Origin of the sequence: Micromonospora sp. NPDC007230 (genome assembly GCF_042869115.1) — a bacterium.
Classification (GTDB): Bacteria; Actinomycetota; Actinomycetes; order Mycobacteriales; family Micromonosporaceae; genus Micromonospora.
In genome coordinates this window covers 43,039-61,564 of the sequence record NZ_JBIAFE010000028.1, presented here as the reverse complement: position 1 = coordinate 61,564, position 18,526 = coordinate 43,039, and the positions used below count along the sequence as shown (strand labels likewise).

The following is an 18,526-nucleotide window of genomic DNA, read 5'->3' as shown; positions in this document are numbered from 1 at the left end:
CCGGACGGCTCAGCCGAGCAGGCGGGCCGCGTGCCGGCCGGCGGCGGCCGCGGCCAGGAAGTAGGCGTGGTCGGCGTCCAGGCCGCGGCCCATGGTCGACAGGCCGACCGGGCTGGCCCGCAGCGCCGCGTCGAGCCCGTCCGTGGGCACGGTGACGATCCGGTGCCGGTCGGCGAGCGGGGCGAGGGCCTGGTCCACCTCGGCGGCCAGGGCCGGGTCGAGGCGGTCCGGCACGACCAGCTCCGCGGCGGCGAGGGCGACCCGGCCGTACGCGGTGAGGCTGTGGTGGGAGACGCCGCGGTGCCGAGGGCGGGGGTCGGCGTCGGAGATGCGCAACGAGCCGACCGCCCGGCCGCCGAGGGTGGCGACCGCGTTGACCGCCTCGCCGACGGCCACCCCGGAGAAGCCCCAGCGGGTGCCGGTGCCCAGGTTGCCCGGCCCCTGGGCGACGATCGCGAGGTCGGCGTGCAGCACGTACCGGGCGGCGAGCAGGCCGCTGTGCAGGGTGCTGGCCTCCAGGTCGCCGCCGAACGCCTGGCCGACGCTGACCGTGCCGGCGAGGTGGTCGGCGAGCCCGGCGAGGGTGCGGGAGAACCAGGCCGGCAGCGCCCCGCCGTCGGTGAGCAGGTAGGCCACCCGGGCGTGCGGGGCGTCGGCGTGGACGCCGGCGAGGATCGCCGGCAGGGCCGAGTGCAGGTCGGCGGTGACCACCGGCATCCCGTGCAGGCTGTCCGCGGCGGCCAGCACCGCGTGGTGCGGGGAGGCCTCCTCGTCGACGCCGAGCAGGATCGGTTGCAGCGGGGTGTAGCGGGCCTTGACCAGGTGGCCGGCGTCGCGGCTGTCGGAGGCCTGCGGCGGGTCGGCGGGGAGCCGGTCGGGCAGGGCCACGACCAGGGCGTATCCGCCGGTGCCGAGGCCCATCAGCAGGGCGCCGGCGTTGAGCAGCACCCGGTCGCCGGGTTCCGGGTCGCCGACCAGCGCCGGGTAGGCCAGGGCACGCACCCGGCCGCCGTCGGGCAGGTCGACGTCGAGTTCCGTCGCGCCGGCCCACCGCCGCCGTACCGCCGTGACCGTGCCGGACCGCCATCGCACCATGCCCGGGAACCTATCGGCCGTCGGCGGGCCGGGGCGCGTCCGGGTGGCCCGGCGCGCGGTCAGAAGGTGTCGGTCTGCTGGTCCACGGGCGGGTCGCCCTCGTTCTGGGTACGCCGGGCCCGGCCGCGGTCGGTGCCGGGCATGGACCGGGTGGGGTCGAGGAAGACGTACCCGATCTCGGGGTAGTGCTCGGTGAGCCGCCGCTCGGCCTCGTCGGCGGCGGCCTCGATGTCGGCGCCGGTGGCGTCGTTGTGGAAGTCGACCTTGGCGGCGACCAGGATGTCATCGGGGCCGAGCACCATGGTCATCAGCGTGTGGACCCGGTCCACGGTGGGCAGCGAGGCCAGCTCGTGCTCGATCCTGCGGTGCACGCGCTCCGACACGGCCCGGCCCACCAGCAGCGAGATGTTGCTCCGGGCCAGGATGGCGGCGACCACCAGCAGGAGCACGCCGATCAGGATCGAGGCGATCCCGTCGTAGAGTTCCTCGCCGGTGAGCTCGGACAGCCCGAGGCCGACGCCGGCGATGAGCAGGCCGATGAGGGCGGCGGTGTCCTCCATGAAGACGGCCTTGACGGTGGTGTCGGCGGTCAGGCGCAGGTAGCGGCGGGGGGTGGCCCGCCAGCGGCGGGACTCGCGGCGGATCTGCCGGACCGCCCGGGTCAGGGACACCGACTCCACCGCGAAGGAGACCACCAGCACGACGTACGACGCCAGGTAGTTGCCGCTGTGCCGGTGCACGAGGATGGTGGTGACGCCGTGGGTGATGGCGAAGCCGGCGCCCACCACGAAGGTGAACAACGCGGCGAGGAACGCCCAGACGTAGCTCTCCTTGCCGTACCCGAACGGATGCCGGGTGTCGGCGGGCCGGGCCCCGCGGCGCAGCGCCAGGTAGAGCAGCACCTCGGTGGTGGTGTCGGCGACCGAGTGGGCGGCCTCGGAGAGCATCGCCGCCGAGCCGGAGAGCAGGCCGGCGACGGCCTTGGCGACCGCGATGGCGAGGTTCGCCGAGCCGGCCAGGATGACCGTGCCGACGCTCTCGCGCTTGACCTCCGCTTCCGCCATGCGCTCACCATATGGCCGGTGCCGGCGCTGCGCCGGTCGAGCGGGACGGCCCGCGACGGGTGGGGCCCGGCCGCCTCGGGTGCGGCGTTCCGCGCGCCGCGCCCGCGTGGGTGCACGCCCGGGACGCGCGGGCTGCTAGCGTTCACACGTGTCCCGGACCCGTACCGAACGCCTGGTCAACCTGGTGATCTGCCTGTTGTCGACGCGACGGTTCCTCACCGCCGCCCAGATCGCCGCGACCGTGCCCGGCTACGAGCACGACCCGGACGACGCCAAGGACCACGAGGCGTTCCAGCGCAAGTTCGAACGGGACAAGGCTGAGCTGCGCGAGCTGGGGGTGCCGCTGGAGACGGGCACGGCCAGCGTCTTCGACGCCGAGCCCGGCTACCGGATCGCCCCCCGCGAGTACGCCCTGCCCGACATTCCGCTCGAACCGGACGAGGCCGCCGCTGTCGGCATCGCGGCGCGGCTGTGGCAGCACGCCGGCCTGGCCGCCGCCGCCTCGTCGGGGCTGGCGAAGCTGCGCGCCGCCGGCATCGACGTGGACCCGCAGGCCACCCTGGGCCTGGAGCCGATGGTCACGGTCGACCCGGCGTTCGCCCCGCTGACCGCGGCCGCCCGGGACCGGCGGGAGGTCAACTTCGACTACCGGGTGCCGGACCGGGACGCCCCGACCCGCCGCCGGCTGCAGCCGTGGGGCGTGGTCTGCTGGCGCGGCCGGTGGTATGTGGTCGGCCACGACCTGGACCGGGAGGCGACCCGCTGCTTCCGGCTCTCCCGCGTGGTGGGCACGGTCCGGGTGACCGGCCAGCCCGGGGCGTACGAGCCGCCCGCCGGGGTGGACCTGATCAGCCACGTGGCCCGCTGGTCCGGGCCGGTGGAGCGGACCGGCCGGGCCACCGTGCTGGTCGCCCCCGGGCGGGCGGCCGGGCTGCGCCGCTGGGCGGTGGAGATCAGCTGCGGGCCGGACGGCGACCGCCTGGTCCTGCCGTACGCCGACGCGGACAACCTGGCCGGCCAGGTGGTCGGCTACGGCCCGGACGCCCGGGTGCTGGAGCCGCCGGAGGTCCGCGAGGCGGTCATCCAGCGGTTGAAGGAGATCGCCGCCCGGCACGACGAGCTGGCGGTGGCCGGGGGTGCCCGGTGACCCGCCCGGCGGCCCGCGGTGGCCGCGCCTCGGCGGACCGGCTCGCCCGGCTGCTCAACCTGGTGCCCTACCTGCTCGCCCGCCCCGGCATCGAGATCGCCGAGGCGGCCGGGGATCTGGGGGTGACCGAACGGCAGCTCCGCGAGGACCTGGAGCTGCTCTGGGTGTGCGGGCTGCCCGGTTACGGCCCGGGCGACCTGATCGACATGGCGTTCGACGGCGACCGGGTGACCATCACCTACGACGCCGGCATCGACCGCCCGCTGCGGCTCACCCCGGACGAGGCGCTCGCCCTGGTGGTGGCGCTGCGGATGCTGGCCGAGACACCCGGCGTGGCCAACCGGGAGGCGGTGGAGCGGGCCCTCGCCAAGATCGAGAGCGCGGCCGGGGACCTGGCCGGCGCCCCGGTGGAGGTGCGGCTGCCCGGCGACACCGCCCGGGCGCGTGAGCTGCGGGCGGCCGTGGAGCGGGGCCGGGCGTTGCGGATCACCTACTACACCGCGGCCCGGGACGAGACCACCGAGCGCACCATCGACCCGCTGCGGATGCTGATGGTCGGCGGCCGGGCGTACGTGGAGGCGTGGTGCCGCCGCGCCGAGGCGGTCCGGCTGTTCCGGGCCGACCGGATCGACGCGGTCACCGAGCTGGACGAGGCGGCCGTGGTGCCGCCGCAGGCCCGCCCGCACGACCTGAGCGACGGGGTGTTCCGGCCCTCGGCCGACCTGCCGCTGATCACCCTGCGGGTCGGTCGGGGCGAGCGGTGGATCACCGAGTACTACCCGTGCGAGCGGGTGGAGGCCGACGGTGAGCAGTGGCTGGTGTCGCTGCGGGTCACCGACCTGGGCTGGGCGCGGCGGTTCGTGCTCGGGCTCGGCCCGGACGTCACCGTGGTCGCCCCGGCCGAGCTGGCCGAGCAGGTCCGCGCCCAGGCGGCCGCCGCGCTCGACGCGTACGGGACGCCGGTGGATCGCGCCAATCCGGCGGTGGCCGGCCGCACCCAGTAGGCTGACCGCCGTGGTGACGTGGATCGTGCTCGGGGTCGTGCTGTTCCCGCTCCTCGTGCTGGCCCTGGCGGTCCGGCCGGTGCTGGCGCGGCTGCCCCGGCTGCGCCGGGCGGCGGTGGCCCTGCAGCGCCGCCAGGCCGAGGCGGAGGCGATGCGGTCGGTCGCCGAGGAACTCCAGAGCCGCGCCGAGGGCCTCCAGGAGCGGCTGACCGTCACCCAGGAACGGCTGGCGTTGATCAAGGCCAGGCGCGGAAAGTGATCGACGGCGGTCGGTCCGGCGGGCACTAGCTGCGCGGTCCCGGGCGGTTCCGCGCACGATCGCGCCGCCGCAGGTGGTTGACGGGACACTTCGGGTTGGTCGAGACTTCACCGACCGGGCCCGCACCGGCAGGCCCGGCAGGGTGGCAAGGCCCTTCGACCCACGTACGATGGGCTGCGACCACCCCTGACCGACATTTGAACGACTGGAGCTTCCCATGGGTGCCCTCAAGCCGTGGCACATCGCCGTACTCGTGGTCGTGCTGATCCTGCTGTTCGGCGCGAAGCGGCTCCCCGACGCGGCCCGTTCGCTGGGCCGCTCGCTGCGGATCATCAAGGCGGAGACCAAGAGCCTGCACGAGGATGACCGTGACCTGGCCGAGAAGGCCGACGCGCAGGCCGGCTACCAGCCGCTCCCGCCGAACCCGGCCCAGCAGCAGCAGTACGCGCCGCAGCAGCCTCCGCAGCAGCAGTACGCCCCGCAGCCGCAGCAGCCGGTCGACCCGGTTCAGCGCGTCCGCGACAACTGACCGGAGGGCCCGACTGTGGCCTTCGGGTTGAAGAAGCGCGGCCCGAGCAACTTCGAGCGGGCCTCCGACGGCTCGATGACGCTCATCGAGCACATCCGTGAGCTGCGGAACCGACTGTTCCGGGCGTCCCTGGCGATCGTCGCCGGCCTGGCCGCCGGCTTCTGGCTCGCCGACCCGGTGTTTCTGGTGCTCAAGCGGCCGTACTGCCGGCTGCCCGGCACTACGGACGCGTTGGGGCACTGCCAGGACCTGCTGGCGCTGGCGCCGACGACCGGTTTCCTCCTAAAGCTGAAGCTGGCGCTCTGGCTCGGCTTGATCATCGGCGGGCCGGTCTGGCTCTATCAGCTCTGGGCGTTCATCGCCCCGGGCCTGCACCGGAACGAACGCAAGTGGGCGTACGTCTTCGTGGCGATCGCCGCGCCGCTGTTCGCCGCCGGTGCCGTGCTGGCCTACTTCGTGGTCGACAAGGGCCTCGGGTTCCTGATGGACTCCGGGGTGGGCGGGCTGTCCAACCAGTTCGAGGTCACCGCGTACATCGCGTTCGTCACCAACATGATCCTGCTGTTCGGGGTGGCGTTCGAGTTCCCGCTGATCCTGCTCATGCTCAACTTCACCGGGGTGGCCAGCGCCCGGCGGCTGCTGAGCTGGTGGCGCGTGGTGATCTTCGTGTCGTTCGCGTTCGCGGCGATCGCCACCCCGGACCCGGGTCCGTTCGGCATGACGCTGCTGGCCGCCGCGCTCTCCCTGCTCTACTTCGTCGCAGTCGGCGTGGCCTTCCTCAACGACAAGCGGCGTGGCCGGGGCCGGGAGACGTACGGGGGCGTCGCCGACGACGAGGTGTCGCCGCTGGATCTGTCCACCGAACCGATCGAGGCCGGAGCACGGGTCGAGACGTCCGCCCCGATCGGGGCGCCCGAACCGATCGACGCGCCGACGCCGATCGAGCGCCGCTACGACGACATGACCTGATCGGATCGCTCGCCGCAGCAACACCGGAACGCCGTCCCCGGCCTGGGGACGGCGTTCCGCGTGTCGGGGCCGGCGGTCAGAGCCGCGCGAGCAGGAGCTCCAGCGGCGGCCGGGTCCGGGCGGGGGCGAGGGCGCCGGCGAGCAGGGTCGCGTAGTGGCTCTTGCGGCCGGACCGGGTGCCGATGAAGCGGCGGAGCTGGCGGGCGAGCGGGCGACCCTGCTGGGCGGGCTGCCGCTGGAAGAGCCGGAACGAACGCAGGTCCCCGGCGGCCTCGACGAGTTGTTCGACCGTCCCGGTGCCCAGCGCCCGGATCAGCTCGTCCTCCAGATCGGCCCGGGGCACCACCGCCACCCCGTCCAGCAGTTGGCCGTGCCGGCGAGCCACCGCCTCGATCGCGCAGCGGTCGCTGTCGCCCTCGACCAGCACCACCGTCCCGGCGTCCAGGCCGGCGGCGTCCGTCAGGTTGCGTCGCAGGTCCACCTCACGCCTCCCCCGGGTCGGCGACGACGTCCTGGACACCCTGCCCGCCAGCGCCACGACGGCAACCGGGTATCCCGGGCGGCCCGGGTGGGCGGATACTGGCCGCCGTGATCGACGACCGCCCGCCGCGCCGCCCCGACGTCGCCGCGGCGCTGCGTTTCCTCACCGAACTGGTCGCCTGGGTCGCCACCCCGTGGGCGCTCGCCCGCCACTCGGTGGCGCTGGCGGTCGCCGCGGTGCTGGTGCTGATCGGCCTGCCCACCGTCCTGGCCACCCCAACGGACAAGAAGCACGTGATCGTGCCGGTGCCCGGGGTGGTCACCATCGCCCTGGTGGGTTTGCAACTGGTGGCCGCCGCGGTCTCGTCGTGGTTCGCCTGGCCGCGGCCGGTCGCCGTGGCGGTGGCCGCGCTGGCCCTGGCCACCGTGGCCACCGAACTGCCCCGCTGGCGCCGGCTCGCCCCGCTCGGCCGCGACGGCCGGCCGCCGCGCCGATCCGCGTAGCGGGCGGCGCCGGTCTCCACCCGGCTTCAGCCTGCCGAGCGGCGACCCCGTCGCCGGCGACGACGCCCCCTGCACCCGGACGCGGCGCCGGTGCCGTCGCCTGGCCAGGGCGGGCACGTCAGGCCACCCGCCGGACGGCCCCTTCCGGTGGCGCCGGCACGGCGTCCGGGTGCAGGATCGCGGCGATCGCCTCGGCGCCGTCGACCAGGCGCGGGCCGGCCCGCACGATCAGCCCGTCCGCGTCGAGCGCCCAGACCTCCGCGCCGGGAAAGTGCGGAACCACCGTCGCGGCCTGCGCGACCGCCCCGTCCAGGTGGAAGCCGCACGGCGCGACCAGCACCACCTCCGGGCGGGCCGCGTGGAGCGCCGGCCAGGTGGTCGGCGTCGACCGGGCGCCCGGGTGGGCGGCCACCGGTTCCCCGCCGGCCACCCGGACCAGGTCCGGGATCCAGTGCCCGGCGCCGAACGGCGGATCCACCCACTCCACCACCGTCACCCGCCGCCGGGGCCGGCCGGCCACCGCCGCGTCGACCGCCGCGAGCCGCGCGCGCAGGCCGTCCACCAGGGCCTCCGCCCGGTCGGGCACCCGGGCCGCCGCGCCGACGGCCAGGATCGTGCCGAGCACGTCCGGCAGCGTGTACGGGTCGAGCGACAGCACCTCCGCCCGGCAGCCCAGGTGGTCCACGGCGTCCGCCACCCGGCCGGAGGGCAGCGCGCAGACCCGGCACAGGTCCTGGGTGAGGATCAGGTCGGGGTTCAGCCCGGCCAGGGCGCCCGCGTGCAGGGTGTAGAGGTCCGCTCCGGCGGCGAGCTGCGCCCGCACGTACGTGTCGATCTCGCCGGGGCTCATGCCGCGGGTGTCCCGGCCGCCCACCACCACCGTTGTGCCGGCCCGGTACGCGGCCGGCACCGCGCACTCGAAGGTGACCCCGACCAGCTCGTCCCCCAGGCCGAGCGCGTAGCCGATCTCGGTGGCGGAGGGCAGCAGGGACACGACGCGCATCCCGCCATCCTGCCCGCCCGCTCCACGCCGGCGGGACCGCCCCGCAGTTCCGGCGATCCGGGCGTCCGGGCCGGATCTCGGCGATAGTCTGAGGCGGCGCCGGAGCAGGCCTCGGTCGCGTCCGTCGCCGCCGCCGACGGCGCGCCACCCGCCGGGCCGCCCGGCGCGACGGCCCTCTCCTGGGAGGCGTGTGGTGTCCGATCCGATCGAGGCGTACTTCGCGCAGCTCGCCCGTCGGCCTCCGGAACGGCTGCACCGCCGCACCGCCGGCACGGTCCGGTTCGAGCTGGACGGGCCCGACGGCGTCGACATCTGGCATCTGACCATCGCCGACGGCCGGGTCACGGTGTGCCGCGAGCGGCGCGACGCCGACACGGTCTTCCGCACCGACCGGGACTTCTTCGCCCGGATGGCCCGCGGCGAGGCGAAGCCCCTCCCGGCGTGGCTGCGCAACGACATCACCGCCGAGGGGCGGTTCCGTTTCGTGATCCTGCTGGAGCGCCTCTTCCCCGCGCCGGCCGGGGGACGCCACCCGCGGGCCGTGGCGGGCGGACGTGGGGAGCGCCGATGACGTCGAACCTGGTCCGCGTGATGGACGGCAACATCTTCGTGCTCAGCGAGGACAACGGCGACATCGAGGCGACGCCCAGCAACCCCAGCGGCTTCTTCGACTTCGACACCCGGTTCCTGTCGCTGTGGCGACTCACCCTGGACGGCGACCGCCTGCACCCGCTCTCCCTCGCCGAACGGGACCATGTCACGCTGCGCTTCTTCCTCGTGCCGGGCGCCCCGACCCACTACGTGGACGCCAAGTCCTCGGTGATCCGGGAACGCTCCATCACCGGTGGCGTGTTCGAGGAGCGGCTGACCGTGCTCAACCACGACCGGGTGCCGGTGGACTTCACCGTACGGCTGGACGTGGCGAACGACTTCGCGCCGATTCGCGCCATCGATCAGGAGCGGACCCCGCCGGGGCGGTTCTACCAGCGGATCGAGGAACGCCGCCTGCGCCTCGGCTACCGGCGGGAGCGGTTTCAACGCGAGACGGTGGTCTCGAGCAGCGAGCCGGCGCGGATCGACGAGCGCGGGCTGACGTACGCGGTGCGGGTGGCTCCCAAGCAGGGCTGGACGACCACCCTGCGGGTGCGGTCGCTGGTGCCGCGCCCCGACGGCCGGGACGTCCGGGAGGTGTTCGAGGGGCTACCCCGGCGCAGCGCCGCCGAGCGGCAGCGGGACCTGGCGGCGTGGGTGGACCGGGCGCCCCAGCTCTGCTGCGACTGGGACGCGCTGACCGGCGCCTATCGGCGCAGCCTGGTGGACCTGGCGTCGCTGCGGTATTCGCCGCTGACCCTGCCGGACGAGGCGATGCCCGCCGCCGGCCTGCCGTGGGTCGCCACCATCACCGGGCGGGACGCCATCCTGTCCAGCTTCGAGGCCCTGCCGGTGGCTCCGGAGCTGGCCACCGCGACGCTGCGGATGCTCGGCATCGACCAGGGCTCGGTGCTGGACGACTTCCGCGACGAGGAGCCGGGCAAGATCCTGCGCGAGTTTCGCTACAGCGAGCTGGCGGCCTTCGAGGAGCGGCCGGACTCCCCGTACTTCGGCAGCGCCGATACCACGCCGCTCTACGTGATCCTGCTCGACGAGTGCGAGAAGTGGACCGGCGACGCGGACCTGGTGCGGGAGTACGAGCACGAGGCCCGCGCGGCGCTGCACTGGATCGACGAGTACGGCGACCTCCTCGGCGACGGCTACATCCGGTACCTGCGGCGCAACGAGCAGGCCGGGTTGGAGAACCAGGGCTGGAAGGACTCCCCGGAGGCGATCTGCCACGCCGACGGGCGGCTGGCCGCGCCGCCCGTGGCCCTCTGTGAGCTGCAGGGGTACGCGTACGACGCGAAGCTGCGCGGGGCCCGGATGGCTCGGGAGTTCTGGGGCGACCCGGTGTACGCCGAGCAGCTGGAGCGGGAGGCGGCCGCCCTGCGGGAGCGCTTCGACCGGGACTTCTGGATCGCCGACCGGGGTTACTACGCGCTCGCCCTGGACGGTGACGGCCGGCAGGTGGACGCGCTGGCGTCCAACATGGGCCACCTGCTGTGGAGCGGGATCGTGCCGCCGGAGCGGGCCGGGCAGGTCGCCGAGCACCTGCTCGGCCCGCGGCTCTTCTCCGGCTGGGGTGTGCGGACTCTGGCCGAGGGGCAGGTGCGGTACAACCCGCTCGGCTATCACGTCGGCGCCGTGTGGCCGTTCGACAACGCGCTGATCGCCTGGGGGCTGCGTCGGTACGGGCTCGTCGGGGAGGCCGGCCGGATCGCCGAGGCCATGATCGACGCGTCCCGGTACTTCCAGGGCCGGTTGCCGGAGGCGTTCGCCGGTTATCGCCGCGAGCTGACCCGATACCCGGTGTGCTACCCGACGGCGAACAGTCCGCAGGCGATGGCGACCGGTGCCGTCTTCCTGCTGTTGCGCGCCCTGCTCGGGCTGGAGCCGTCCGGGGAGCACCTGCTGATGTCGCCGTCGGTGCCACCCCGGTTTGGCCGGGTGGAGCTGCTCGACGTGCCCGGACGGTGGGGCCGGATCGATGTGATCGGCATCGGGTTGGCCCGCCCTCGGGCCTGACCGCCCTGCCGCCCCGGAGTCCGCCGGCCCGCTTTCCCCACCTGGCTCCCCGGGGCGTGGCTGGGCGGTGAGCACGGGTGTCTCCCCTGGTGAGCGGTGTGGGTCGTGCCGTACGGTGCTCGCCGTGACCGCGCACGATCTTGTTCCGCCCGGCCCCGTCGCCGTACTCGCCAACCCGACCGCCGGCCGGGGGCGGCACCGTGGCCTGCTGCCCCGGCTGGTGGATCGGCTGGCGGGCGCCGGCCGGCCGGTCCGGCTGCTGGAGGCGGCCACTCCGGAGGAGGCCGAGGTGGCCTGCCGTGCCGCGGTCGCCGACGGCGCCGCCGCGCTGGTGGCGGTCGGCGGGGACGGCACGGTCCACCGGGCGTTGCAGGCCGTCGCCGGTACGGCGGTGCCGTTCGGCCCGGTCCCCGCCGGCACGGGCAACGACTTCGCCGCCGACACCGGGTTCCCCGCCGACCCGGTCGCGGCCGTCGAGGTGATCGTCGACGCGTTGCGGGGCGGCCGGACCCACCCCGTCGACCTGGCCCGGCTGACCAGCGCCGACGGCGGCGTCCGCTGGTACGGGGCGGTGCTGGCGGCCGGCTTCGACGCCATCGTCAACGAGCGGGCCAACCGGATGCGCTGGCCGCGCGGGCCCCGCCGGTACGACCTGGCGATCCTGGTCGAGCTGGCCCGGCTGCGGCCGCGCCGCTACCGGCTGCGCCTCGACGGCGAGGAGCACGAGCTGGACGGGGTGCTCGTCGCGGTCGGCAACTGCGCCAGCTACGGCGGCGGCATGCGGATCTGCCCGGATGCCGATCCGACCGACGGGCTGCTGGACGTGGTGGTGGGCGGACGGTTCGACCGGCGCACCCTGATCCGGGTCAAGCCCCGCATCTACCAGGGCACGCACGTCGCGCACCCACTCGTGCGCAGCTACCGGGCGCGTACGGTGGAGCTGGACGCGGCCGGCATCACCACGTACGCGGACGGGGAGCGGGCGTTCGACCTGCCGGTGCGGATCAGCGCGGTGCCGGGGGCGGTGCGGCTGCTTCGCTGACCGGGCCGCCGGGGACCTCGGCGGTCGCTGTTCACCCCGAGTCGGCGTTGCCCGGGCATCGCCGACCTTCCCGTGTCCCCGAGCTGGGGTGGATCATGCGTCGGGACGCAGGGCCAGGTCGAGTACCGCGCCGAGCCCGTTGGGGCTGCCGGCGTCGGCGCAGGGCAGCACCAGCACGGTGCAGCCGGCCTGCACGGCCCCCGCGTCGGCGGGGGTGTCGCCCACCATCAGCGCCCGCTCGGGGTCGACGCCGAGCATCCCGCACGCCCGCCAGAAGATCCCCGGGTCCGGCTTGCAACGTCCCACCTCGTACGACAGGGCGTACGCGTCGATCAGGCCGTCGAGCTTCCAGGCGGCGAAGAGCGGCCGGAGGTCGAACCCGATGTTGCTGACCACCGCCACCTTCACCCCGGCGGCCCGCAGCGTGGTCAGCACCGCCTCGGTGTCCGGGTACGGCACCCAGCCGTCGGGGATCAGCACCCGCTCGTAGAGCGCGTCGGCGAACCCCTCGATGCCGGCGTCGACCGTCTCCGCGAGCCCGGTGTACGCGCCGCGGTGGGCGTGCGGGTAGAGGTCACGGTCGGCCCACAGCTCGGCGAGCCGGGGCGGTACCCGGGCCGGCAGCGGGCCGCCGGCCCGGCCGGCGGTCAGCAGCCGGTCGGCCAGCGCGGTGGCCCGGACCCGGTCCAGCTCCACCCCGCACGCCGCCGCGGCGGCCTGCACCCACTCGCGCGGCTCCTCCACCTGCGCGAGCGTGCCGTGGAAGTCGAAGAGCACCGCCTCCACGGGGCGGCGGGACGTGCTCGGGCGGACGGCGTCGTCGGCGCCGCTCGAGGCTTGGGGGGATTCGGCATGGTCCGGCACGTCGTGCACCCTACCGACCCGCACCGACCGCCCTGCCGGACGGCCTTGGCCGGTGGTCGTCGGCCGTACCGATTAATCTTGAAGGCATGTCAAGCCCCGCCGAGCGGTACGCCGCGGCGCGCCGCCGGGCCGCGCAGGCCTCCGCCTTCCCGGCCCTGCACGAATTCGCCCAAGAGCTGGGGTTCGGCCTCGACGACTTCCAGCGCGAGGCGTGCGAGGCGCTGGAGCGGGGCAGCGGGGTGCTGGTCTGCGCGCCGACCGGCGCCGGCAAGACGGTGGTCGGCGAGTTCGCCGTACACCTGGCGCTGCGGGGCGGCCCGACGGCGGCCGACGGCGGTGGGCCGCCCATGCGGCGCAAGTGCTTCTACACCACCCCGATCAAGGCGCTGTCCAACCAGAAGTACCACGACCTGGTGGACCGCTACGGCGCCGAGCAGGTCGGCCTGCTCACCGGCGACAACGCGATCAACGGCGACGCGCCCGTGGTGGTGATGACCACCGAGGTGCTGCGCAACATGCTCTACGCCGGCTCGGCCACGCTGGAGGGCCTGGCCTACGTGGTGATGGACGAGGTGCACTATCTCGCCGACCGGTTCCGCGGCGGGGTGTGGGAAGAGGTGATCATCCACCTGCCCGCCTCGGTCACCCTGGTCTCCCTGTCGGCGACCGTCTCCAACGCGGAGGAGTTCGCCGACTGGCTGGTCACCGTGCGGGGCGAGACCGCGGTGGTGGTCAGCGAGCACCGGCCGGTGCCGCTCTGGCAGCACATGCTGGTCGGCAAGCGGATGTTCGACCTGTTCCACGACGCCGACGCCGCCCGCAAGCACGACGTGCACCCGGAGCTGCTGCGCTACACCCGGGACACGATGCGCCGCCTCGAGCTGGGGGAGGGGCGCAGCGCCGGCCCCGGCGCCGGGCGGCGCGGCCCCCGCTGGCGCGGCCCGATGCGTCCCGACATCGTCGACCGGCTCGACCGGGAGGGGCTGCTCCCGGCGATCCTGTTCATCTTCAGCCGGGCCGGCTGCGACGCCGCCGTGCAGCAGTGCCTCGCGGCCGGGCTACGGCTCACCACCCCCGAGGAGCGGGCGGAGATCCGCCGGGTGGTCGAGTCCCGGGTTACCGCCATTCCCGGCGAGGACCTCTCCGTCCTGGGCTACTGGGAGTGGCTCGACGGGCTGGAGCGCGGGCTCGCCGCCCACCACGCCGGCATGCTGCCCGCGTTCAAGGAGGTCGTCGAGGAGCTGTTCGTCCGCGGCCTGGTCAAGGCGGTCTTCGCCACCGAGACCCTGGCGCTGGGCATCAACATGCCGGCCCGGTGCGTGGTGCTGGAACGCCTGGTGAAGTTCAACGGCGAGGCGCACGTCGACCTCACCCCGGGGGAATACACGCAGCTCACCGGGCGGGCCGGCCGGCGGGGCATCGACGTCGAGGGGCACGCGGTGGTGGTCTGGTCGCCGGAGACCGACCCCCGGCACGTCGCCGGCCTCGCCTCCACCCGCACCTATCCGCTGCGGTCCAGCTTCCGGCCGTCTTACAACATGGCGGTCAACCTGGTCGGCAGCGTCGGCGCGGAGCCGGCCCGGGCGCTGCTGGAGTCCTCGTTCGCGCAGTTCCAGGCGGACCGGTCGGTGGTCGGCCTGGCCCGGCAGGTGCAGCGCAACACGGAAATGATCGGGTCGTACGGCGCGGAGGCGGCCTGCCACCACGGCGACTTCGACGAGTACTTCGCCCTGCGGGTGGCCATCGCCGACCGCGAGCGGGCGCTGGCCCGGCAGGGGCAGACCCAGCGCAAGGCGGCCGCGATCGCCTCGCTGGAGCGGCTGCGGGTGGGTGATGTGATCCGGGTGCCGTCCGGGCGACGGGCCGGCCTGGCGGTGGTGCTCGACCCGGCCACCGGCGGCTTCGGCGAGCCGCGCCCGCTGGTGCTCACCCAGGACCGCTGGGCCGGGCGGGTCACCCCCGGCGACTTCACCACCCCGGCCGAGGTGCTCGCCCGGATCCGGGTGCCCAAGCACTTCAACCACCGGTCCCCGGCGGCGCGGCGGGATCTCGCCGCGGCGGTCAGCGGCACCGGGCTGGACCGGCACGGCGGCCGGCGGGGCGGGCGCTCCAAGCAGGCGGTCGGCGAGGACCACCGGCTCAGCCAGCTCCGCGCCGAGCTGCGCCGGCACCCCTGCCACGCCTGCCCGGACCGGGAGGAGCACGCCCGCTGGGCGGAGCGGAGCCGCCGCCTGGAGCGCGACACCGAGGAGCTGCGCCAGCGGGTCGCCGGCCGGACCGGATCGCTGGCCCGTACCTTCGACCGGATCGTGGCGCTGCTGACCGCACGGGGCTACCTTTCCGCCGACGGCGAGGTCACCGACGCCGGCCGGATGCTCGGCCGGATCTGGACCGAGGCCGATCTGCTGGTCGCCGAGTGCCTGCGCCGGAAGGTGTGGGACGGCCTGTCCCCGGCCGAGCTTGCCGCCGCCGTGTCGGTGGTGGTCTTCGAGGCCCGCCGGGACGTGGACGAGCGGGCCTCGCTGCCGCGTGGGCCGATCGCCGACGCGGTCGACGAGACGCTGAAGCTGTGGAGCGACATCGAGGCGGACGAGGCCGCCCGTGGCCTCGCCGTCACCCGGGAGCCGGATCTCGGGTTCGCCTGGCCGATCTACCGGTGGGCGCGCGGCGAGGCCCTCGCCAAGGTCCTCGCCAGCGGGCACCAGATCGACGGTGAGATGCCCGCCGGCGACTTCGTCCGCTGGGCCCGCCAGGTGGTCGACCTGCTGGGTCAGCTCGCCGACTCCGGCGGCGCCTCCACCGAGGTGCGGGCCACCGCCCGGCAGGCGATCACCGCCGTCAAGCGGGGGGTGCTGGCCTACCACGGCGCCGCCTGATCAGGCGTGGCCGCTCCCGTCCCGGCGGATCCGGGGCGGGCGGGAGCGACGCCGCCGGTCAGGACCCGGGGGCGACGGCGTCCACCAGGCGGCGGCACGAGCTGGCGAGGTTCCACCGCTGCGCCAGCTCCAGCAGCCGGTCCGGGTCCGCGGGCGCCGTCGGCAGCGCGGTGGCCAGCTGCGGCAGCGGTACGTCCGTGGCGACCCGCACCACCTTCGGCGCGACGGCCAGGTAGTCCCGGGCCGCCTCCAGCTTGGTCCGCAGCCCGGGGGCGAAGCCGGAGCCCCGGTCGTCCAGGGCGGCGAGGATGCCGTCCAGCCCGTCGTACCGCTCGATCAGCCGGGCGGCCGTCTTCTCGCCCACCCCGGGCACCCCGGGCAGCCCGTCGCTCGGGTCACCGCGCAGGGCGGCGAAGTCGGCGTACCGGTCGGCGGGGACGCCGTAGCGGGCCCGGACGGCCGCGTCGTCGCAGTCCTCCAGCTTGGCCACGCCCCGCCCGACGTAGAGCAGCCGCACCTGGCGCGCGTCGTCGACGAGCTGGAACAGGTCCCGGTCGCCGGAGACCACCTCCGCCGGGCCGGGCTGGGTCACCGACAGGGTGCCGAGCACGTCGTCGGCCTCGTAGCCGGTGGCGCCGACGGCGGTGATGCCGAACGCGTCGAGCACCTCCAGGATCATCGGCACCTGCGGGGAGAGGGTGTCCGGGACCACCTCGCCGCCCTCCGGCGCGACCCGGTGCGCCTTGTACGACGGCAGCAGCTCCACCCGCCACGCCGGACGCCAGTCGTGGTCGAGGGCGCAGACCATCCGGTCGGGCCGGCGGGTGCGGATCAGCTGGGCCAGCATGTCGAGGAAACCGCGGACGGCGTTGACCGGCTGGCCGTCGTCGGTCTTCGCGGCGGACTCGGGGATGCCGAAGTAGGCGCGGAAGTAGAGGCTGGGGGAGTCGATCAGCAGGATCGGGGGTCGGTGTGCCACGGCACCAGCCTGGCACAGCGGTGTGACGAGGTGGGGGACGGCGATCGGTACCGCCCGGCCGTCAGCCGCCGTCGCGGCGGTACAGGGTCTCCCGGCGGGCCACCCGCTGCAGCGCGTAGCTCGCGACCAGCAGGACGATCGCCAGCACCACCTCGACCCAGGCCAGGGTCCCGCTGGCGACGATCAGGCCGACCAGGAGCAGCGCCAGCCCGACCACCGCGAGGACGCCGGCCCACAACAGCCGGCGACGCCGTACGGCCTCCCGACCGGTCTCCGACACCGCCCCGCCTCCCTGGCCTCTTTCCCCCAGGCTATCCACCTCGACCGGCCGGTGGACCGATAACCGCTGGGTGGCCCGGGGCGCGCCCGGCAGACTGACGGCATGGCGTTCGTACCCGGCCTGACGCTCTGCCGGCGCTTCCACAACGAGGTGCTCGCCCCGCTGCTGGCTCGCCGCCTGCCCGCCGTCCGGTACGCCGCCGGGCTGCTCGACGGTGGCTCGGAGCTGCTCGGGCTGGACACCTCGCGCTCCACCGACCACGACTGGGGGCCGCGTACGCAGCTCTTCGTCGCCGATGCCGCCGACGTCGCGCCGGTGCGTGCGCTCCTGGACGCGGAGCTGCCGGCGGAGTTCCTCGGCTGGCCGACCCGGTTCGCCGGCGGCCCGGACGTCCGGCTGGGCGTGGTGCGGGCCGACGGCGACCGGCACGGGGTGAGCGTCGACGAGCTGGGCGGGTGGCTGCGCGGGCGGCTCGGCTGCGACCCGCGCGCCGGGATGGGGGTGGCGGACTGGCTGGCCGTGCCCACCCAGCGGCTGGCCGAGCTGACCGGTGGGGCGGTCTTCCACGACGGGCTCGGCGGGGCGCTGACCGCTGCCCGCGCCCGGCTGGCCTGGTATCCGGACGACGTGTGGCGGTACGTGCTGGCGGCCGGCTGGCACCGGATCGGCCAGGCCGAGCATCTGGTCGGCCGGTGTGCCGAGGTCGGCGACGAGCTGGGCAGTCGGGTGGTGACCGGCGGGCTGGCCCGGGACCTGATGCGCCTCGGCCTGCTGCTGCACCGCCGCTGGCCCCCGTACGCGAAGTGGCTGGGCACCGTCTTCGCCGCGCTGCCGCCGGCGGCCCCCGTGCTGGACGCGCTGGCCGCCGCCCTCGGGACGGGCGGCTGGCCGGAGCGGCAGGCCGGGCTGGTCCGGGCGCTGGAGACCGTCGCGGCCTGGACCAACGACACCGGGCTGGCCGCCCCGGTCGACCCGAGTGTCCGGCAGTTCCACCACCGGCCGTTCCTGGTCCTGGACGCGGACCGGTTCGTCGCCGCGCTGTACGCCGCCGTCACCGACCCGGACCTGCGGGCCCGCCCGCCGGTCGGCGCTGTCGACCAGTACCTCGACAACATCGCCGTGCTCACCCATCCGGAGCGGGCCCGCCGGGTCGCCGCGGCCGTCCTGCCGGACTGACCGCCGGGCCGGTCGGGGCAGCGGCGGTCCAGCCGGTGAGGGCGATGTCGGTTGCCCGGCGCAGGGCGGCCTGTACGGTCGCCGGGTCGGCGGCCTGGTCCGCATCGTCGAGGAGCACCTGGAGCGCGCCGGCCACCGCGCCGACGAACGCCCCGACCAGCGCCGCCGCCGCCACCGGGTCGAGCTGTTCCGGGTACGCGGCGGCGAGGTGCCGGGCGATCTCCCGCTGTGCGTCGAGTTGGAGCTGCAGGGCACGCCCGCGTACGACCGGCACCTCGCGGATCAGCCGTAGCCGAAGCGCGGCGAGCCGGCTGCCCAGCTCCTCGCTGTCGGTGGTCACGGTGCGCAGCGCCCGCAGCAGCACCTCGGCCGGCCCCTCGTCCGGCCCGCGCCCGGCGATCGCCTCGACGGCGGCCCGGATCCGGTCGTCGCTCTCGGGGAAGAGCAGTGCCTCCTTGCTCGGGAAGTATCGGAAGAAGGTCCGGGTGCCGACATCGGCGGCCGCGGCGATGTCGGCGACGCCGGTGCGGTCGTAGCCGTGCCGTTCGAAGAGGTCGACGGCGGCGTCGATGAGCGCCTGCCGGGTCCGGGCCCGCTTTCGGTCACGTAGCGACGACATGCCGGCGATAGTACGGC

The 18,526-nt window shown here is 75.1% G+C and carries 19 protein-coding genes; 11 read left to right on the top strand and 8 right to left on the bottom strand.

The genetic code is table 11. From position 1 onward, the window contains the following. Positions 1-9: 9 nt before the first annotated feature. Both ACFYML_RS30460 and ACFYML_RS30455 read right to left on the bottom strand, forming a co-directional pair. On the bottom strand, positions 10-1,095 hold the full coding sequence (locus ACFYML_RS30460; RefSeq protein WP_387423897.1) for a DUF3866 family protein: 1,086 nt from the start codon (positions 1,093-1,095) through the stop codon (positions 10-12). Positions 1,096-1,154: 59 nt separating this feature from the next. Continuing rightward, the gene (locus tag ACFYML_RS30455; protein WP_387423896.1) at positions 1,155-2,159 is read right to left on the bottom strand and encodes a cation diffusion facilitator family transporter; all 1,005 of its coding nucleotides are present in this window, start codon (positions 2,157-2,159) and stop codon (positions 1,155-1,157) included. A 148-nt stretch (positions 2,160-2,307) separates the two neighbouring features. On the opposite strand from ACFYML_RS30455, the gene ACFYML_RS30450 reads away from it, so the two are divergent. The 5 genes from ACFYML_RS30450 to tatC all read left to right on the top strand — a co-directional run bounded on the left by ACFYML_RS30450 (position 2,308) and on the right by tatC (position 6,067). Beyond that, positions 2,308-3,306, top strand: coding sequence for a helix-turn-helix transcriptional regulator (locus ACFYML_RS30450; protein ID WP_387423895.1), 999 nt, complete (start codon positions 2,308-2,310; stop codon positions 3,304-3,306). Then, positions 3,303-4,310, top strand: coding sequence for a helix-turn-helix transcriptional regulator (locus ACFYML_RS30445; RefSeq protein WP_387423894.1), 1,008 nt, complete (start codon positions 3,303-3,305; stop codon positions 4,308-4,310). Before ACFYML_RS30450 ends, ACFYML_RS30445 begins: the two co-directional genes overlap by 4 nt. Before the next feature lie 10 nt (positions 4,311-4,320). Continuing rightward, positions 4,321-4,569, top strand: coding sequence for a hypothetical protein (locus tag ACFYML_RS30440; protein ID WP_073836767.1), 249 nt, complete (start codon positions 4,321-4,323; stop codon positions 4,567-4,569). A gap of 217 nt (positions 4,570-4,786) precedes the next feature. Then, positions 4,787-5,098 carry a Sec-independent protein translocase subunit TatA gene (gene tatA, locus ACFYML_RS30435; protein ID WP_387423893.1) on the top strand — a complete coding sequence of 104 codons (312 nt, stop codon included), beginning with the start codon at positions 4,787-4,789 and terminating at the stop codon, positions 5,096-5,098. A gap of 15 nt (positions 5,099-5,113) precedes the next feature. Continuing rightward, positions 5,114-6,067, top strand: coding sequence for a twin-arginine translocase subunit TatC (gene tatC, locus ACFYML_RS30430; RefSeq protein WP_387423891.1), 954 nt, complete (start codon positions 5,114-5,116; stop codon positions 6,065-6,067). A gap of 76 nt (positions 6,068-6,143) precedes the next feature. Here the strand turns inward: tatC and ACFYML_RS30425 are convergent, their stop codons facing one another. Next, entirely contained in the window at positions 6,144-6,548 is a 405-nt protein-coding gene (locus ACFYML_RS30425; protein WP_387281071.1) for a hypothetical protein, read from the bottom strand. Between the two features lie 107 nt (positions 6,549-6,655). On the opposite strand from ACFYML_RS30425, the gene ACFYML_RS30420 reads away from it, so the two are divergent. Next, positions 6,656-7,051, top strand: a complete 396-nt coding sequence (locus tag ACFYML_RS30420) for a hypothetical protein (protein ID WP_387423890.1) — start codon at positions 6,656-6,658, stop codon at positions 7,049-7,051. Between the two features lie 118 nt (positions 7,052-7,169). Here the strand turns inward: ACFYML_RS30420 and ACFYML_RS30415 are convergent, their stop codons facing one another. Next, complete coding sequence (locus ACFYML_RS30415; protein WP_387423889.1) at positions 7,170-8,054, bottom strand: ABC transporter substrate-binding protein; 885 nt, start codon at positions 8,052-8,054, stop codon at positions 7,170-7,172. Between the two features lie 193 nt (positions 8,055-8,247). Here ACFYML_RS30415 and ACFYML_RS30410 point away from each other — a divergent pair, with 193 nt between their 5' ends. The 3 genes from ACFYML_RS30410 to ACFYML_RS30400 all read left to right on the top strand — a co-directional run bounded on the left by ACFYML_RS30410 (position 8,248) and on the right by ACFYML_RS30400 (position 11,715). Continuing rightward, entirely contained in the window at positions 8,248-8,625 is a 378-nt protein-coding gene (locus tag ACFYML_RS30410) for an SCP2 sterol-binding domain-containing protein (RefSeq protein ID WP_387281068.1), read from the top strand. After that, a complete protein-coding gene (locus tag ACFYML_RS30405; protein WP_387281067.1) occupies positions 8,622-10,673 on the top strand; it encodes a glycogen debranching N-terminal domain-containing protein in 2,052 nt (683 codons plus the stop codon). The genes ACFYML_RS30410 and ACFYML_RS30405 overlap by 4 nt, the downstream gene beginning before the upstream one ends. Positions 10,674-10,788: 115 nt before the next feature. Beyond that, positions 10,789-11,715, top strand: coding sequence for a diacylglycerol kinase (locus ACFYML_RS30400; RefSeq protein WP_387281066.1), 927 nt, complete (start codon positions 10,789-10,791; stop codon positions 11,713-11,715). A 93-nt stretch (positions 11,716-11,808) separates the two neighbouring features. Here ACFYML_RS30400 and ACFYML_RS30395 read toward each other — a convergent pair whose 3' ends face one another. Next, positions 11,809-12,588 (bottom strand): HAD family hydrolase, encoded by a 780-nt coding sequence (locus ACFYML_RS30395; RefSeq protein WP_387423929.1) that lies wholly within the window; start codon positions 12,586-12,588, stop codon positions 11,809-11,811. 77 nt (positions 12,589-12,665) lie between these two features. Between ACFYML_RS30395 and ACFYML_RS30390 the strand changes: the two genes are divergently transcribed. Next, positions 12,666-15,455 carry a DEAD/DEAH box helicase gene (locus tag ACFYML_RS30390; RefSeq protein WP_387423888.1) on the top strand — a complete coding sequence of 930 codons (2,790 nt, stop codon included), beginning with the start codon at positions 12,666-12,668 and terminating at the stop codon, positions 15,453-15,455. A 58-nt stretch (positions 15,456-15,513) separates the two neighbouring features. Here the strand turns inward: ACFYML_RS30390 and ACFYML_RS30385 are convergent, their stop codons facing one another. Both ACFYML_RS30385 and ACFYML_RS30380 read right to left on the bottom strand, forming a co-directional pair. Then, positions 15,514-16,434 (bottom strand): 5'-3' exonuclease H3TH domain-containing protein, encoded by a 921-nt coding sequence (locus ACFYML_RS30385; protein ID WP_387423887.1) that lies wholly within the window; start codon positions 16,432-16,434, stop codon positions 15,514-15,516. Between the two features lie 61 nt (positions 16,435-16,495). After that, on the bottom strand, positions 16,496-16,714 hold the full coding sequence (locus tag ACFYML_RS30380; protein ID WP_387423886.1) for a hypothetical protein: 219 nt from the start codon (positions 16,712-16,714) through the stop codon (positions 16,496-16,498). A 102-nt stretch (positions 16,715-16,816) separates the two neighbouring features. Here ACFYML_RS30380 and ACFYML_RS30375 point away from each other — a divergent pair, with 102 nt between their 5' ends. Next, positions 16,817-17,890, top strand: coding sequence for a DUF4037 domain-containing protein (locus tag ACFYML_RS30375; protein WP_387423885.1), 1,074 nt, complete (start codon positions 16,817-16,819; stop codon positions 17,888-17,890). Here the strand turns inward: ACFYML_RS30375 and ACFYML_RS30370 are convergent. Next, entirely contained in the window at positions 17,838-18,509 is a 672-nt protein-coding gene (locus tag ACFYML_RS30370; protein WP_387423884.1) for a TetR/AcrR family transcriptional regulator, read from the bottom strand. The genes ACFYML_RS30375 and ACFYML_RS30370 overlap by 53 nt on opposite strands. Between the last annotated feature and the right edge of the window lie 17 nt (positions 18,510-18,526).